The following is a 16,188-nucleotide window of genomic DNA, read 5'->3' as shown; positions in this document are numbered from 1 at the left end:
CCTCATGACCGACGCGACCGCAGAACAGGCAGAAATCCCGAAAAAATCGGGGAAAATGGGGCTGATCATCGGGCTGATTCTGGCGATGATTGGCGCAGCAGGCGGGTATTTTCTGACCACCTCGGGGGCGTTGCCAATCGGGACCAAGACCAGCACGCATGAGGCCAAGGAAAAAAAGAAAAATACGCCCGGAATGGCGTTGCCCGATGTTGGCTTTGTCGACCTTCCGCCAGTGATCGTTTCGGTAAATACAGGCGCGTCCCGCCACTTGAAATTTCACGCTCAACTTGAGGTGAGTTCTGAATTCCTGGGTGACGTCGAAAAAATGAAACCGCGAATCATGGACGTTCTGAACGGATACCTGCGCGCGGTCGAAATCTCAGACCTCGAAGATTCTCTGGCGCTTATGCGTATCCGCGGACACCTGCTTCGGCGCATCGGAATAGTCGTCGGAGAAGATCGCGTGCGCGATGTCCTCGTCATGGAATTCGTACTGAACTAGGAGGCGAAGTTGGAACTGATCGCAGATATGTTGCTTGTTGCGGGGGCCCTTGGTGCGGGTTTGTACTGCTTCGTTCTGTCCCGGCGCCTGAGGCGTTTCACAGATCTGGAAAAAGGGGTCGGCGGCGCGGTGGCTGTCTTGTCGACGCAGGCGGATGAATTGAAGAAATCACTGGATGCAGCGCGGGCGGCGACTGACAAATCTGGGGATGACTTGAAGGACCTGACCCAGCGAGCAGAAACAGTTGCGCAGCAGTTGGAACTGATGATGGCGTCGATGCACGACGTCATCACGGAAGAACCCAAGCCCGAAGCCCCCACCAAAGCCGAAACTGATACTGCGCCAGAGGCCCCAGAGGCTGAGATTTCACCAGACGTCGCTCACAGAGCTGACACATCAGAAGATGATGCGGATCACGTCCAGAAACCAGAGCAAGACAGCCCCGCCAAACGACCGGTTGGCCTGATGTTCATGCGGCATGGTCGTAATCGGGGCGAGGTCACAGGATGAAGCGCGAACCTGCCAACCGACCCAAAGGTGGTGTTCTTGCAGTGATATCCGCTTTGATGGTCGGCTCAGCCGCGATTCGAGTGGGACTTGAAGCCGGACCTGCCCTCGCCAAGACCACCGAACCAACGGCATCCGAGCCCGCCAATACTCAGGTAGACCGGCCCGGGGCGCAGGAACTTCTGACCGCGCTGTTGCGCCGCGAAGAAGCGTTGAAAGACCGCGAGGCGGCGTTGCAGGTCAAGGAAAAGGCCCTGAGTATCGCGGATCGGGCCATTGCGAGCAGGTTGGTCGCCTTGCAGGAGGCCGAAGAAAACCTGCGCGAAACGCTGGCCTATGCCGAAAAAGCCGCCGAAACCGACCTGACACGCCTGACTGACGTTTATCAAAGCATGAAGCCGAAAGACGCCGCAGCCTTGTTTGAAACGATGGACCCGGGGTTTGCGGCAGGTTTCCTGTCGCGCATGCCACCCGATGCGGCAGCGGGCGTTCTGGCCGGGCTCAGCCCCGAGGCGGCTTATACGATCAGTGTCATCATGGCCGGTCGAAACGCCTCAGCCCCCCAAGAATGACCTGAATCTTAACACCCGCCTTTGACTCTGCTGGAGATCACACATGATCGGAATTGTCGTCATTTTCGTCATGGTATTTGGTGGCTATCTGGCTGCTGGTGGCAAGATGGCAATTATTTTGAAATCGCTACCGTTTGAAATGATGATGATCGGGGGGGCGGCTGTCGGTGCTTTTCTGATCAGCAACGACCTGAGCGCTGTGAAACACACCGCCAAGGACATCGGCAAAGTGTTCAGGGGCCCGAAATGGAAGCCCGAAGATTATCGCGATCTCTTGTGCCTGTTGTTTTCCCTGATCCGAATTGCAAAAGCCAATCCGGTCGAGGTGGAGCAGCATATAGAGGACCCCGAAAACTCATCTTTGTTTTTGGCCTACCCAAAAATTCAGTCAGACAAGGAGGCCGTTGATCTGATTTGCGACACGATGCGCTCTGCGTCGATGAACTATCACGATCCGCATCAAGTGGAAGAAGTGCTGGAAAAGCGGATGGAGGCGAATTTTCATCATGCCATGCATTCCAGCCACGCCCTTCAAACGGTTGCTGATGGCCTGCCCGCCCTGGGGATTGTCGCCGCTGTTTTGGGTGTGATCAAGACAATGGGCTCCATCGACCAGCCACCCGAAGTTCTGGGGAAACTGATTGGCGGCGCCCTGGTCGGGACGTTTTTGGGAGTTTTCCTGGCTTACGGTCTGGTCGGACCCTTCGCCGGCAAGCTTAAAGCCGTGGTTGAGGAGGACAACCATTTCTACCAACTGATCCGGGAAGTGCTGGTCGCCAATTTACACAACCACAATCCTGCAATGTGTATCGAAGTCGGACGTCAGAACACGCCCACCCATAACCGACCGGGCTTCTCCGAGCTGGAAGATGCGTTGAAAGAGCTCAAGCAGGCCGCGGCATGATCAGGGCAGGAATACTCGCAGCGGTTCTAATGGGATTGGCTCGGGCGGCAGTCGCGCAGGATGTTCCGGTTCGGTCAGGTGAACACGAAGGTTACACACGGCTGGTTGTGCAGGTGCCCGCGAACACGGGCTGGACCCTTGCACAGACCAAAAACGGCGCGCGCCTGAGCGTCGCGTTGGATGGCGTGAAATTCGATACCCGCTCGGTCTTTCGCCGGTTGACGCAAGATCGTCTGGCGGCGATTTCACAGAGCACTCCGGGAGGAGCACTGGAAATGCAATTCGGTTGCGACTGTGTCGCGTCCTCGTTTTTGCACAACAAGACGATGATCGTGGTGGATATTACTCCGGCGGCACTGCTCCCGGAAATCAGCGGCGACATTCCACCCCCGCTGCTGCCCAAAACGACCCCGGCGCAAAACCCGTTGAAGCAAACACAACTGCCGGAGGCATTGTCGCTGCCACTATTGAATTTGAATGCGCAACAGCTTGAAATCCAGTTATCGGCCCGGCTTCTACAGGGTGCCGACTGCGAACTCGTCGACCTCAGGATTGCTCCGGTTGGGCCCAGAGCGTCCATCGCGCAAGAACCTGTGCTTGCGCCGATGGATCCGGGCGCAAATATCACCGTGACTTCGGTTTTGGATGAATTGGGTGAATTTCTGGATGCAGGCATTATCCCGAATGAACGCCAGCCTCAGTGCCTGTCCAGCGCAGACCTAAGCTTTGGGACATGGGGCGGAACGAAGCCGTTTCCAGAACTTGTGTCAGCGCTCCGGTCAGCAATGTATCAGGAATTCGATACCCTCGATGAAACGAAGGTATTGGAATTGGCAAAGCTATACGCGTCCCATGGGTTTGGCGCAGAAGCGATTCAGGTATTGGGCTTGTTGGGCCGGAATTCGCGTGAATCAGAACGCATCAACGCGATCGCGCAGTATATGGGCAACGGTCAAGTTTCCGGGGCAAATCCGTTCAAAGGCCAGCAAGGGTGTGACAGCGACGCGGCATTGTGGGGGGTGCTGACCGAAGGGAACCTATCGGGTTATGTTCGCTTGAAGACAGTGGAACAGACCTTCCAGCGCCTGCCGAAACATCTACGGCGTCAGGTAGGTCCGGCATTGGCCGAGATTTTGACTGAAGGTAAGGAACTGGAGGCCGCCCGGCGCGTATTGCGGGCAATTGACCGGGTTTCGGATTATTCCACGGCAAGCGCGTCGCAGGCCAAGGCGACCGTCGCAACGGCGGAAGGCGATGGACAACGCGCCGAAACACATCTGGCGGACGTCATCTCATCTTCGGACACAACGGTAGGGGCTCCGCTGGCCCTTGCACGACTTGTCGAGAAACGGTGGTTCGACAGAGGCTCTGTTTCTGCGAAAGAAGTCGAATTGGCTGCCTCTTACGCTGTTGAATTCCGAGGTTCAGAGTTTCAGCCCATGACCCAGCGCACCCATGCAGTTGCCCTAAGCCTGAATCATGAATTTGATCAGGCGCTGAACCTTCTGGGGGAAATCCCTAAGGACGCGGAGGATGAGGTCGCATTAAACCGGGTCACGCAAATGCTGGTGGAACGTGCAGATGACACGACTTTTTTGCGCCGCACGCTGATCATGTCGAAAAGAAACACCTACGCTCTATCGACAGAAACCGCCGTCGCGGTAGCAACCCGGTTGGCATCGCTTGGTTTTGCGGGTCCGGCCCATTCCATGGCAAGTCGGATTCAAGACAAGACGCAAAAATCGGATCGCGCGCGTATTCGGGCCCAATCTGCCTTGCAGAGTAACCGACCGCATCAGGCGCTGCTTGAACTGGCTACAACCCCGTCTACGGATGCTGTTGATCTTAGGGTACAGGCGTTGCAGGCAACGGGCGACTTCGCCGCCGCGGCCAACGTGTTAAGGGCCTCGGGTCAGCATGAAGCGGCTAACAGATTGTTCTGGTTGGCCAATCTTAATGATCAAGTGAAAACTGAACATGACGATCGGTTTAGCCAAGCCAGCCAATCCACTCAGTTCCTTTCGCAACCTTTGACCCGCAGCCCGGACAGGCCTTTGGCCGATGCCAGAGAGCTATTGCAGCACAGTGCCAATACCCGACGGGAGATTGCTGCGCTCCTGTCGAAAGTGTCTGAATAAAAACTGGAGGAATGGAAAAATTTGTTTTGTTAGAGCCTTTTTCGATCGATTATCGAGTAACGGGGTGAAAGATTAATTGTGCCAAATCAGAATAGCGGCTTGTCGGTTCGCACCATCCCAAAATGGCAGTTCGGATGGCATTCGCCCTTCGCTCACCCACCACAGGCGCGGCAAATTCTGTGTATTTGGCGATTACGTCTTCGCGTTCAAAGGGTACTTCGGGACCGCCGCGGGCATGAACATCGCCCGAATCCAACACTCGTCCATCTGTGGTCTGGATGCTTACATCCGCCCATCTGCCTTTCGGAAATCGCTCAGCGTGGCGCTTGGACCGAGAGGTATGAATGCGCGTCATGAACTCGGCAACAGACGGGTCGGCCAGGCCAGCCCCAGAAATATGCTCGACCCCAATCCGTCCGTAAATCGCCTGAACCGCCACGGCAAAGGGCAGGGAATACTGCGCCTGTGACGTCGTTTCGGGCATTCCCCCAAACAGGCACACAGCCTCATCAAAACTGTTGATCTGGATGGACAGAATTTGGTCGTGCGTCAGATCATTCGACTCCATGACCGCGCGAACCGCATCAATCGCCGCGTGCGCCCAGCGGCAGATCGGATAAGGTTTTACATATTGGTGTTCAACCTGCCAGAACTGACCCAGATCAGCCCAATGAGATGCCGCAGATTGGGCTTCAATCGTGATGGCCGGGGCGCCGGTAAATCCCTTTTCGGCTAGAACAGCGGCGGACAGCCCAACCAGAGCCCCCCAGCCAGAGCCGTCGTGCAGCATCGTTGGATTCGCAATTTCCCGCATCATTTGACTGCGCGGGCCGTGATACTCGGCGATCCCCATCGCCTGTCGCAATTGTTCCGATGTATGCTCCCGCAAGCGCGCGGCCATTGCCGCCACACCCAGCGCGTTCCACGCACCCGATGTATGATAATCGTCGACCGAGGCGTGCAGCGATAACCCGGCGCGCCCCGCAACCTCATACCCGGTGCTCACGGCAGCCAGCGCGTCGGGTCCGGTCAGGTCGGGGCAATGCTCGGCGAGGGCGACTAGCGTGGGCAAGACGACAACGCCGATATGCCCCTTGGTCGGGTTGTACCCGTCATGCCCGTCCAGATTGTCGGTTTGGGTTGCCATGGCATAGGCAGCCCCTGCCATGCTGACCCGACGCCCATCGAACATCATACGCGCGCTAAAATCTTCCTGCGTGCTGGCATACAGCACTGACGCTGTTTCACGGGCGATCACCCCCGCCTCCATCGGACCAGAGGCGATCAGGATACCCATAGTGTCCAGCATCATCAGGGCGGCAGCGTCCATCGCGCTTTGCGGCATTTGGTCCGCTGTCCGGCGCAGTGCGAAATCCGCGACTTGGTCGAACGTCCCCGTCATTTTACCGGGTCCGCCACAGGTTGCCTTATGTCCCGAAGGCGCAGACCTGACGGATCAAATGGCGGCTCAGCCAAAAGCGTGGCCTTGTGCGGTCTGCCCAGGATGAAAATACTCACCGTATCTCCGGGCTGGGCAACCTTGGGGTTGGCATAGCCGATCGCCAGAGACTTCCCTACGCTGTAACCGAATGCGCCAGAGGTCACCCGCCCAATCGGCGTTCCCTCCGGGGTGAAAATCGGCTCGCCACCGGATGCATCGGCATTGGTTGCCTCCACTTCAAACATCGACAGAACCTCGCGTGGGGTATTGTCTTTGACGGCCAGATACGCGTCCTTGTGCAAGAAATCCTTGTCCAGCTTGATCAGCCCGGCTAGCCCAACTTCTTGCGGCCAATATTCCTGAGAATACTCCCGCCCCCAGGAACCGTATCCCTTTTCAATCCGCAATGACCCCAACGCGCGGCCGCCAACCGGGCCGCCGCCCAAGTCATTCGCGGCCTCCAAAAGTACAGTATAGAGCCTGATTTGATCTTCTTCGGCGCAATGAAGCTCCCACCCCAGGTCACCGGTAAAGCTGACGCGGATGGCAAGACAGGACACACCCGCAACCTCGATCCGGCGGGACCGCATAAAGCTGAACCCTTCGTTTGACAGGTCCGCATTCGTGAGGCGCTGCAACAGGTCACGCGACTTTGGCCCTGCCACGTTAAAGCCCGCAATACGGTTCGTGGCGACTTCGAGCGTTGTACCTTCGGGCAGATCGACCATGTTGAAGAACCGCTGGTGATAGCGTTCTGCCATGCCCGAGCCGATCATCATGTACTCGTCCTCGGCAGTCTTGGTGATGGTGAAATCACCCGCAACTCCGCCGCGCACCGAGATCATGGGGGTCAGACAGGACCGCCCAATCTGAGTCGGCACACGGTTGGCGACCAGACGATCCAACCAATCATACGCGCCGGGGCCTTTGACGATGTAGTTGGCGAAGTTCGAGATGTCGATCACACCCACATGGTCACGCAACATCTGCGCCTCGCGGCCCACAGGTTCCCACCAGTTCTGGCGTGTAAAGCCGTTTGTGTCAGTCACTCCGGGTTGCTTGGCAAACCAGAGCGGGTGTTCCCAACCGCAGTTCAGACCAAAGACACAGCCCAAGTCTTTTTGTATCTGATAGGCCGGGCGCAGACGAGCGGGACGTCCCGCGCTGCGTTCTTCATTCGGGAAGTGGATGGCGAAACGGTGCGTATAAGCGTCTTGGACACGCGCCTTGGTGAATTTCTTGTCGGCCCAGTCGCCAAAGCGCGCCAAATCCCACGCGAACATGTCATATTGCGGCTCGCCCTCGATCATCCACTGTGCTGACAGCAGGCCAAGACCGCCCGATTGCGAAAATCCGGGAATGATCCCGGTGCAGCAGAAATAGTTCTGCAACTCGGGCACCGGCCCCCAGATCGCGTTGGAATCGGGTGACCAGATCATAGGGCCGTTGATCACCCGTTTCACACCCGCGGTCGCGGCGACTGGCACACGTTCGGTAGCACGAATGACGTTTTCCATGATCCGGTCCAGATCGTCGGGGAACAGATCGTGGGCAAAGTCCAGCGGCGTGCCGTTTTCGGCCCAAAACTTCATGTCTTTTTCGTAGGCACCGATCAGCAGCCCGTTGCCCTCCTGCCGGAAATAGTACTCACCGTCCCTGTCCGCGATGGATGGCAGGCGGCGGCCCAAGGCGGCGACCTCATCAATCGCTTCGGTGACGAAATACTGATGCTCGGTGGGTTGCAAAGGCAATTCGATCCCGGCCAGCGCCGCAACTTCCCGCCCCCATAGACCGCCTGCATTGACCACCCACTGCGTGTGGATGTCCCCCTTTTTCGTGCGCACAATCCACGACCCGTCGGATTGCTGTTCAGTGCCTAATACAGGGCAAAACCGCTCAATCGAGGCGCCCATCGCGCGGGCGCCAGCAGCATAGGCGTGCGTCACGCCCGAAGGATCGACATTGCCGCCATCCGGTTCGAACATGATGCAACGGATGTCATCGAACTGCGCCAGCGGGTGCAATTCCATCGCTTGTTCGCGGCTAATCTCGTGAAAATTAAGGCCATAGAATTTTGCCTTAGCCTCTTGCAGACGCAACTGGTGTTCGCGGTCCTCGGTCTGCGCCAGATAAAGCGAACCGGACTGGAAAACTCCACAGCCCTGCCCGGTTTCCTTCTCCAGCTCTTTATACAGGTTCATAGTATAATGCTGGATGCGGGTGATGTTGTTGTTATCGTGCAGCCCGTGGATATTGGCCGCCGCGTGCCATGTGGACCCGCTGGTCAGTTCATCGCGTTCCAGCAGGACAACATCGGTCCAGCTGAGCTTGGCCAGATGATACAGGATCGAGCAGCCGACCAGCCCCCCTCCGATCACAACGGCTTGTGCGTGGGTTTTCATCGGCGTGACCTCCTGCTGGCGCGCGAATAAACTCTTACCAGAAAGTCAGCCACAGGTTCCGGGGGCCTTATGTTCTGTTCCCGACGCAGAATGTCGGGAACAGGTAAGTTCTACCTCGAATAATTCTCAACCAGAGTTGAGTTAATACGGCGCCTCGACGTCGTTCACCGAAACATAGACGGTCTTCATCTCACTGAAGTGGTTGATCGCCAGTTTCGAGTTCTCGCGCCCCACACCCGACATCTTTGAGCCGCCAAACGGGGCCTCGACCGGGGCCAAGTTGTAGGTGTTGATATAGCAGGTACCCGCCTCGAACCCGGCCACGATGCGGTGGGCGCGGGTCAGATCGTTGGTAAAGACACCGGCGGCCAGACCAAATTCGGTATCATTGGCGCGGACCAACACTTCGTCTTCAGTTTCGAAATCCAGAACGGACATCACCGGGCCAAAGATTTCCTCGCGGGCGATGGTCATGTCATCGGTGACATCGGCAAAAACGGTGGGCTGCATATAGAACCCGCCGCCCTCGATCCGGTCGCCGCCATAGACCAGACGAGCACCTTCGGCTTTGCCTTTTTCGACATAGCCCAGCGCGATGTTCATCTGGTTTTCGCTGACCATGGGGCCGAAATTGACGCTTTCATCCAGCGGGTCGCCTATTTTCGCTGCAGCCAGACGTTCGGACAGGCGGGCAAGGAATTGATCCTTGATGCCTTTCTGCACAAAGACGCGGGTGCCGTTGGAACAGACCTGACCCGAGGAGTAGAAATTGCCCAGAATCGCGCCCGAAACAGCGTTTTCGATATCCGCATCGTCAAACACGATCATCGGGGATTTGCCGCCCAGCTCCATCGTCACGTGTTTCATGTCGGCGGCGGCGGCGGCATAGACCTTGCGGCCCGTGGGCACCGATCCGGTCAGCGACACTTTGGCCACGCGCGGGTCTGTTACCAGCGACGCACCCACATCACCGTAACCCTGCACGACGTTGTAGATGCCTTTGGGGGCCCCGGCTTCGATTAGAATCTCGGCCACTTTCAGCGCGGACAGGGGCGTGGTTTCCGACGGTTTGAACACCATGGCGTTGCCACAAGCCAGCGCGGGCGCGCCCTTCCAGCACGCGATCTGTGTCGGATAGTTCCACGCGCCGATGCCGACGCAGACGCCCAGCGCCTCGCGGATGGTATAGACAAAATCTCCGCCGCCCAGCGGGATATGTTCACCGGTCAGCGAGGCCGCCAACCCACCGAAATATTCCAACGCGTCAGCCCCGCTGGTGGCGTCGGCGACCAGCGTTTCCTGCAGTGGTTTGCCGGTATCGTGGGTTTCCAGAATAGACAGCTCGCGATTGCGTTCACGCATGATGTCAGCGGCAAGACGCAGAACCCGGCCACGCTCGGTTCCCGACAGCGCAGCCCATTCATTTTGAGCCGTTTTCGCACTGTTTAGAGCCTGTTCAACAACTTCTGCCGTGGCGGAATGCAGCCGGGCGATAATCTCTCCGGTTGCGGGAAAGATAACGTCGATGGGGGCGCCATTGGTGTCTTCGACGTATTCGCCGTTGATAAAATGGCTCGCCTTGGGCTGGAATTTCATGACCGGGTCCTTTTCAGAAGTCTTTCTTCGGCTCTAGCTTTTATTGACTGACCAGTCAATAAACGTAAACACGGCAAACTCTCGCTGATGTGAATCACCGCCCTCTTGAATAGAAAAGTTAATGTTCCATTTATGTTCCACATAGTCAGAGGAACATTCCGATGTCTTACGCCACGCAAAATTCTGCTCTGAACGGCCCATCAAACGACTATCACTTGCTGCCCGTCACTGATCGGCAAATGCGCTATGCGCGCGCGATTGCCCAACAGTCAGCTTTGGAAATCCCTGTCGAAGCACAACGGGATCGTCGGGCCATGTCGCAGTGGATTTCAGCGCACAAACCGCATGATCCATCACCCTTTGCCAATTATCCGACCGGCAAGCAGGTGGCCTATGCCGAGCGGATTGCCCGCAGCAAACGCAGACAAATCCCGCAGGAGTGTTTTCGGGACAAACATGCGATGTCGCTGTGGATCGACCACAACAAATAGCGGATCAGTTTTCGCTGTGTGAGCGGGCGTAAATCCCTACCGCTGCGGCCACAAACAGGCCCAACAAGATATAGCCGGTGATAGCTTCGGCCACGGCCAAACCGCGACACATTCCGGCGGGGTGTAAATCCCCGAACCCAACTGTGGTGAAAGTCACGTAAGAGAAATACAAAACATCAGTTGGGCCGCGCGCGCCTACGACACACAGGTCAAAATAACCGAACGACCCATAGACAGCCGCAAAAAGAAAGGGGACAACCTGAATGAAGGAAATCCCCATCAGCAGCAGTTGCCGCCGGGGAGATTTGACCTGGGTCATGTAATACCAGGTCTGCGAAACAAGCCAAATCGTCAGCAGAACGGTTGTTGCTGTGCCGATCTTGTCGCCCGCCGTGGTTTCACTTAGCCGCGACAGCCCGTACCATGCGATGAAGCTGGCGACCACCAACCCAAGGGCAGCAACCAAGGTCGATTTCCACTCTTCCAGAGTAATCGGGTCGCGGTGCATGAAACCTCCGTCAGTATGGGACACGGTTAATCATCGGGTCAGAGGCGCATACCCGCAACCTGAAAAATCAGAGGTTTAGGTCGTGCCCAGATGCTCGTGCCCGCGTTGACGCGCCAGTCCGATCTGTTTCTGCCGCTCGCGAAAACGCATTTTGTCCGCCTCGGACGTTTCGTTGATGCACCGGTGGCAGGACACGCCATGCTCGTATTCAGGGCGTTTCATATCTTCGGGCAGGATCGGACGTCGGCAGCCGTGACACAGATTGTGGGGGCCTTCGACCAGCCCGTGCCCAACAGACACACGATTGTCGAACACGAAACACTCGCCCTGCCATGTGCTGTCTTCGGCGGGCATTTCCTCAAGGTAACGCAGAATGCCGCCTTTCAGGTGATAGACATCCTCAACCCCCTGCCCCAACAGGAAGTTGGTCGATTTCTCACAGCGGATCCCGCCGGTGCAGAACATGGCAACGCGCTTGTTGTGGAAACGATCCTTGTTCTCCTCCCACCACGCCGGGAATTCGCGGAAACTGGCTGTTTCAGGGTCTATTGCGCCTTCAAACGTGCCAATTGCAACCTCGTAATCATTACGCGTGTCGATCACCACAACATCGTCCGAGCGGATCAGGTCATTCCAATCTTCGGGCTCAACATAGTTGCCAACTCGGGCGCGCGGATCGACATCCGGCTGGCCCATGGTCACGATCTCTTTCTTCAGGCGCACCTTCATCTTGCCAAAAGGTGGATGATCGGCGGTGGCCTCTTTCCATTCAAGGTCCACGCATCCCGGCAATGCCTTGATATGGGCCAGCACCGCGTCGATCCCGGCACGGGGGCCTGCAATGGTTCCGTTGATCCCTTCCTGCGCCAACAGCAACGTGCCTTTGACCGCTTGCGCGCGGCATAGCTCTAGCAGAGGAGCACGCAGGGCAGCGTGATCCGGGAATCGGGTGAAGTGATAGAGGGCAGCGATGGTATACATGCGCGCGGTCTAAACCTGCATTCAAAGAGTCGCAAGGGACCGGATTGACGCCCCCCTGCTTGCCGCCTACCGATAAGACAACGCAAGGAGGCCCCGATGACCCACGCCCTGATCGTAATCGACGTCCAGAACGACTTTTGCCCCGGCGGCGCGCTGGCCGTGCCCGAAGGGGATAAGATCGTTGCCCCCATCAACGCCATGATGAACGATTTCGACGCGGTCATCCTGACGCAGGACTGGCATCCGGCAGGGCATTCATCTTTCGCCAGCTCTCATTCAGGCAAAAATCCTTTTGATATGACTGAGATGCCCTATGGCCCGCAGGTATTGTGGCCGGATCACTGTGTGCAGGGGACCAAGGGCGCAGCGTTTCATCCCGACCTGCGCAGCGACGGCGACCTGATCATCCGTAAGGGATTTCGCAGCGACATCGACAGTTACTCCGCCTTTTTTGAGAATGACCGAACCACACCCACGGGCCTTGAAGGATATCTGAATACACGCGGCCTCAGGAAACTGACCATGGTTGGGCTGGCCACGGATTTTTGCGTTCACTTCTCGGCAGTGGATGCAGCGCGGCTTGGGTTTGACGTGACAGTGCGCATGGATATGTGCCGCGCCATTGATCTGGACGGCTCGTTGGCGGCGGCCCAATCGGCAATGCGCAATGCAGGTGTGACGTTGACCTAGGGCGTCGACCCTGAATCCGCCAGGTATTTGAGTATGACAAATATGACCACGGCCAGGCCCAATGCGACACCGACCCGTGCCGGTACGGTCCGACGTTGGGGTGTTGCAGGCGATTTGTAACGCGGATTGGGTGTCCAATCGGCCACCTTTCTGCGCTGACCGTTCCGTGGGCGAGCCGTTTTGACGTCGCGCAGGAACTTCCAAAAGTCAAATTCACCGCAATATTCGCCCTGAACCCCAAGATCACGAATATTGGCAAACAAGGCGCGTAAAATCCGCTCACGCTCGGCCTCGTCACGCGGACGGTAAAGACCGTGCAGCAACTCGCTGCCGGTGGCGTCCAGACCAAACCCCGCATCCTGGAAGATTTTGCGAATCTTCGGCGAGGTCGCACGCAAGGCGTCCGCCGTCTTCACGTCGCGGAACATCGCGCGCAATACCGGCTTTTGCGAATACCCATCCGCGCCCGTTTCCAGACCACCATCCCCCGGGTCGACTACAACGATGTCAAAATCGTACTCGAGAACCATTCACTATTTAAACCTCGTCTTCCCTTCCATACTTTTCACTAACAAGCGAAAAGAACTCACAATATGCTCGCTTTGTGACCTGACATTGTCATTGTCCCCGAACGAGCGACTCTTGCCATTCAACGCACCGATTGATCTAACAACGGAAATCGCAGGAGTTCCTCATGGTCGATATTGCGGCGCGCGTGTACAATCATAAATGGCAGATTGACCCAATTGTCCGGTCTTTAATCGACACAGATTTCTACAAACTGCTGATGTGCCAGTCAGTGTTTCGAAATAAGCCCCAAACGGATGTGGTGTTTTCGCTGATCAATCGGTCGAATCACATCCCCCTGGCCCAGCTTATCGACGAAGGCGAGCTGCGGGAACAGTTGGATCACATCCGCTCACTAAGCCTCAGCCGGGGAGAAAGCACATGGTTGCGGGGCAATATGTTCTACGGCAAACGGCAGATGTTCCGCTCGGATTTCATGGAGTGGTTCGAGAATCTGCGCCTGCCGCCCTACCATCTTGAACGCAAGGGCGATCAGTACGAACTAACCTTCGAAGGCAAGTGGCACGAGGTCATGCTGTGGGAAATCCCCGCCTTGGCCGTTCTGATGGAGCTGCGGTCCCGCGCCGTGCTGAATGACATGCGCCGGTTCGAGCTTCAGGTGCTCTATGCCCGTGCGATGACCCGCGTTTGGGAGAAAATCGAACAGCTACGCGGGATTGAGGGGTTGGGCATTGCCGATTTCGGAACACGTCGCAGGCATTCCTTCCTGTGGCAGGATTGGTGCGTCCAAGCCATGATCGAAGGGCTGGGGCCTGCGTTCACGGGTACGTCGAACTGCCTGATCGCCATGCGGCGCGAGGTTGAAGCCATCGGCACCAACGCGCACGAACTGCCTATGGTCTATTCGGCGTTGGCTGACACCGATGAGGCACTGGCGCAGGCGCCTTATGATGTTCTCAGCGACTGGCATGACGAACATGACGGAAATCTTCGCATCATCCTGCCTGACACCTATGGCACGCAGGGGTTTCTGGATCGCGCACCTGATTGGCTGGCCGGATGGACCGGTATCCGCGTAGACAGCGGCGATCCGGCCACTGGTGCGGAAATAGCAATCCAATGGTGGAAATCGCGCGGCGAGGATCCAATGGAAAAGCGGGTGATCTTTTCTGACGGGTTGGACGTAGACAAAATCCGCGAGCTGCACAGCCAGTTTGCAGGGCGCACCAAAGTGTCGTTTGGCTGGGGCACGCTTTTGACCAATGATTTTCGCGGGCTGGTGCCGGATGACGCGCTGGCCCCGTTTTCCTTGGTGTGCAAAGCAGTCTCGGCCAATGGCCGCCCAACGGTCAAACTGTCGGACAACCCGGAAAAGGCAATGGGCCCGGCGGACGAAATCGAGCGCTACAAGCGCGTGTTCGGTGTGGGTGCACAAGAGTCGATCGAGGTGATTGTTTAGGCTCTAACCATGGAAACTTGCCACCGTTTTGAGTTGTGAGAACCCAAACAGCGCCTCAAATCCCTTTTCGCGACCATGCCCGGATTTTCCCACCCCGCCAAAGGGCAGTTCCACGCCGCCACCGGCGCCATAATTGTTGACGAAAACCTGACCCGAGCGCAGACGTTTCGCCAATCGCATCTGGCGAGCACCATCGCGGGTCCAAATGCTGGCCACCAGACCATAGTCGGTTCCGTTGGCAATCTGCACGGCGTCTTCCTCGGAATCAAAGGGGATCAAGACTTGCACAGGGCCGAATATTTCGTCACGGGCCAACGCGTGATCGGGCGGCACGTCAGAAAACAGCGTTGGACGGACATAGGCCCCATCGGTTGGCGCGTGCTCAACGATGCGACCCTGCGCAGCGACTTTCAGGTCCACCCCCTTGGACAAAAACCCTTCGACGATGTCCTTTTGACGGGCAGAAATCAGGGGACCGAGCCGCAAATCCTCATTCGCTGGTCCAACGGTCAGATCGGCATAGGCGTCGGCCATACGGGATTTGACCTGCTCATACACTCCATGCTGCACCAATATGCGGGATGAGGCTGAACATGTCTGACCCGCGTTCTGAATTCCTGCGTTCACCAGAAACGGCAGGGCGGCGTCCAGATCGGCATCGTCAAACACCAGTTGCGGGGACTTCCCTCCCAATTCCAGTGTCACCGGCACCACATTGCGGCCTGCCGCCTGTTGCACCAGCGAACCTGTAGCGACCGACCCGGTGAACGAGATATGGTGCACGCCTGGATGACCGGACAATGCAGCACCAGCCTCGGCACCCAAACCGGGCACCACATTCAATGCACCTGCTGGCAACCCAGCCTCTTGCGCCAGATGTGCGAAGGCAAGTGCCGTCAGACAGGCTTCTTCGGCAGGTTTCAGGACGCAGGCATTGCCCATCGCCAGCGCCGCCCCGACCGAACGGCCAATGATCTGCATGGGGTAATTCCATGGCACGATATGGCCGGTCACCCCATGCGGCTCTCGCAAGGTGTAGACGGTGTAGCCTTCCAGATAAGGGATCGTGTCGCCCATGACCTTGTCGGCGGCACCGCCATAGAACTCGCAATACCGCGCCAGCGCCACAGCGTCAGCGCGGGCCTGTGTCAGGGGCTTGCCGACATCCATCGCCTCTAAAGCTGCCAGATCATCGACCCGTTCCAATACCAACTGACCCAATCGCGTCAGGATGCGGCCCCGCTCCAGCGCGGTTTTACGGCCCCAGTCACCGTCCAGGGCCGATTGCGCGGCTTGGACCGCTGCGTCGATATCTGCAGCTTCGCCGCGGGCAATACGGCAAATCTCAGCCCCGTCAGAAGGGTTGACCAAAGGTAAGGTCGACCCCGAGGTGGGATCGACCCATGCGCCTCCGATCAGACAATGGGTTGGGTTGAACCAGAGAGGATTGGGCATTTCGATCTCCTATT

15 protein-coding genes are annotated in these 16,188 nt (G+C 57.4%); 8 read left to right on the top strand and 7 right to left on the bottom strand.

Annotated features, from left to right (window positions below):
* Window positions 1-4: 4 nt before the first annotated feature.
* Genes fliL through GOV87_RS09845 form a run of 5 tightly spaced genes read left to right on the top strand, consistent with a single transcriptional unit; the run spans window position 5 to window position 4,623 of the window.
* The gene (gene fliL / locus GOV87_RS09865; RefSeq protein ID WP_254428739.1) at window positions 5-502 is read left to right on the top strand and encodes a flagellar basal body-associated protein FliL; all 498 of its coding nucleotides are present in this window, start codon (window positions 5-7) and stop codon (window positions 500-502) included.
* A gap of 9 nt (window positions 503-511) precedes the next feature.
* The gene (locus tag GOV87_RS09860) at window positions 512-1,012 is read left to right on the top strand and encodes a DUF6468 domain-containing protein (RefSeq protein ID WP_171211648.1); all 501 of its coding nucleotides are present in this window, start codon (window positions 512-514) and stop codon (window positions 1,010-1,012) included.
* Window positions 1,009-1,581 (top strand): MotE family protein, encoded by a 573-nt coding sequence (locus GOV87_RS09855; RefSeq protein WP_171123032.1) that lies wholly within the window; start codon window positions 1,009-1,011, stop codon window positions 1,579-1,581. The genes GOV87_RS09860 and GOV87_RS09855 overlap by 4 nt, the downstream gene beginning before the upstream one ends.
* 43 nt (window positions 1,582-1,624) lie before the next feature.
* Window positions 1,625-2,485 (top strand): flagellar motor stator protein MotA, encoded by an 861-nt coding sequence (gene motA / locus GOV87_RS09850; RefSeq protein WP_171211647.1) that lies wholly within the window; start codon window positions 1,625-1,627, stop codon window positions 2,483-2,485.
* Window positions 2,482-4,623, top strand: a complete 2,142-nt coding sequence (locus GOV87_RS09845) for a hypothetical protein (RefSeq protein ID WP_171211646.1) — start codon at window positions 2,482-2,484, stop codon at window positions 4,621-4,623. Before motA ends, GOV87_RS09845 begins: the two co-directional genes overlap by 4 nt.
* A gap of 49 nt (window positions 4,624-4,672) precedes the next feature.
* Here the strand turns inward: GOV87_RS09845 and GOV87_RS09840 are convergent, their stop codons facing one another.
* The 3 genes from GOV87_RS09840 to betB form a co-directional block, all read right to left on the bottom strand.
* On the bottom strand, window positions 4,673-6,025 hold the full coding sequence (locus GOV87_RS09840; RefSeq protein WP_171211645.1) for an MmgE/PrpD family protein: 1,353 nt from the start codon (window positions 6,023-6,025) through the stop codon (window positions 4,673-4,675).
* A complete protein-coding gene (locus GOV87_RS09835; protein ID WP_171211644.1) occupies window positions 6,022-8,466 on the bottom strand; it encodes an FAD-dependent oxidoreductase in 2,445 nt (814 codons plus the stop codon). The genes GOV87_RS09840 and GOV87_RS09835 overlap by 4 nt, the downstream gene beginning before the upstream one ends.
* A gap of 141 nt (window positions 8,467-8,607) precedes the next feature.
* The gene (gene betB, locus GOV87_RS09830) at window positions 8,608-10,062 is read right to left on the bottom strand and encodes a betaine-aldehyde dehydrogenase (RefSeq protein WP_171211643.1); all 1,455 of its coding nucleotides are present in this window, start codon (window positions 10,060-10,062) and stop codon (window positions 8,608-8,610) included.
* A gap of 161 nt (window positions 10,063-10,223) precedes the next feature.
* Here betB and GOV87_RS09825 point away from each other — a divergent pair, with 161 nt between their 5' ends.
* Entirely contained in the window at window positions 10,224-10,553 is a 330-nt protein-coding gene (locus GOV87_RS09825) for a hypothetical protein (protein WP_171123043.1), read from the top strand.
* Between the two features lie 4 nt (window positions 10,554-10,557).
* On the opposite strand, the gene GOV87_RS09820 is transcribed toward GOV87_RS09825, so the two are convergent.
* Together GOV87_RS09820 and GOV87_RS09815 are read right to left on the bottom strand one after the other, a co-directional pair.
* Entirely contained in the window at window positions 10,558-11,061 is a 504-nt protein-coding gene (locus tag GOV87_RS09820; RefSeq protein ID WP_171211642.1) for a potassium channel family protein, read from the bottom strand.
* A gap of 75 nt (window positions 11,062-11,136) precedes the next feature.
* Complete coding sequence (locus GOV87_RS09815; protein WP_171123047.1) at window positions 11,137-12,042, bottom strand: rhodanese-related sulfurtransferase; 906 nt, start codon at window positions 12,040-12,042, stop codon at window positions 11,137-11,139.
* A 96-nt stretch (window positions 12,043-12,138) separates the two neighbouring features.
* Between GOV87_RS09815 and pncA the strand changes: the two genes are divergently transcribed.
* The gene (gene pncA, locus GOV87_RS09810; protein WP_171211641.1) at window positions 12,139-12,732 is read left to right on the top strand and encodes a bifunctional nicotinamidase/pyrazinamidase; all 594 of its coding nucleotides are present in this window, start codon (window positions 12,139-12,141) and stop codon (window positions 12,730-12,732) included.
* On the opposite strand, the gene GOV87_RS09805 is transcribed toward pncA, so the two are convergent.
* Complete coding sequence (locus GOV87_RS09805) at window positions 12,729-13,262, bottom strand: hypothetical protein (RefSeq protein ID WP_171124118.1); 534 nt, start codon at window positions 13,260-13,262, stop codon at window positions 12,729-12,731. The genes pncA and GOV87_RS09805 overlap by 4 nt on opposite strands.
* A 164-nt stretch (window positions 13,263-13,426) precedes the next feature.
* On the opposite strand from GOV87_RS09805, the gene pncB reads away from it, so the two are divergent.
* Window positions 13,427-14,719 carry a nicotinate phosphoribosyltransferase gene (gene pncB, locus GOV87_RS09800; protein WP_171211640.1) on the top strand — a complete coding sequence of 431 codons (1,293 nt, stop codon included), beginning with the start codon at window positions 13,427-13,429 and terminating at the stop codon, window positions 14,717-14,719.
* A gap of 3 nt (window positions 14,720-14,722) precedes the next feature.
* Here the strand turns inward: pncB and GOV87_RS09795 are convergent, their stop codons facing one another.
* The gene (locus GOV87_RS09795; RefSeq protein ID WP_171211639.1) at window positions 14,723-16,174 is read right to left on the bottom strand and encodes an aldehyde dehydrogenase family protein; all 1,452 of its coding nucleotides are present in this window, start codon (window positions 16,172-16,174) and stop codon (window positions 14,723-14,725) included.
* Window positions 16,175-16,188: the final 14 nt, after the last annotated feature.

It is taken from the genome of Ruegeria sp. HKCCA5426 (assembly GCF_013034585.1).
In the GTDB taxonomy this organism is placed as follows: Bacteria; Pseudomonadota; Alphaproteobacteria; order Rhodobacterales; family Rhodobacteraceae; genus Ruegeria.
This window is presented reverse-complemented; position numbering and strand designations above follow the sequence as displayed.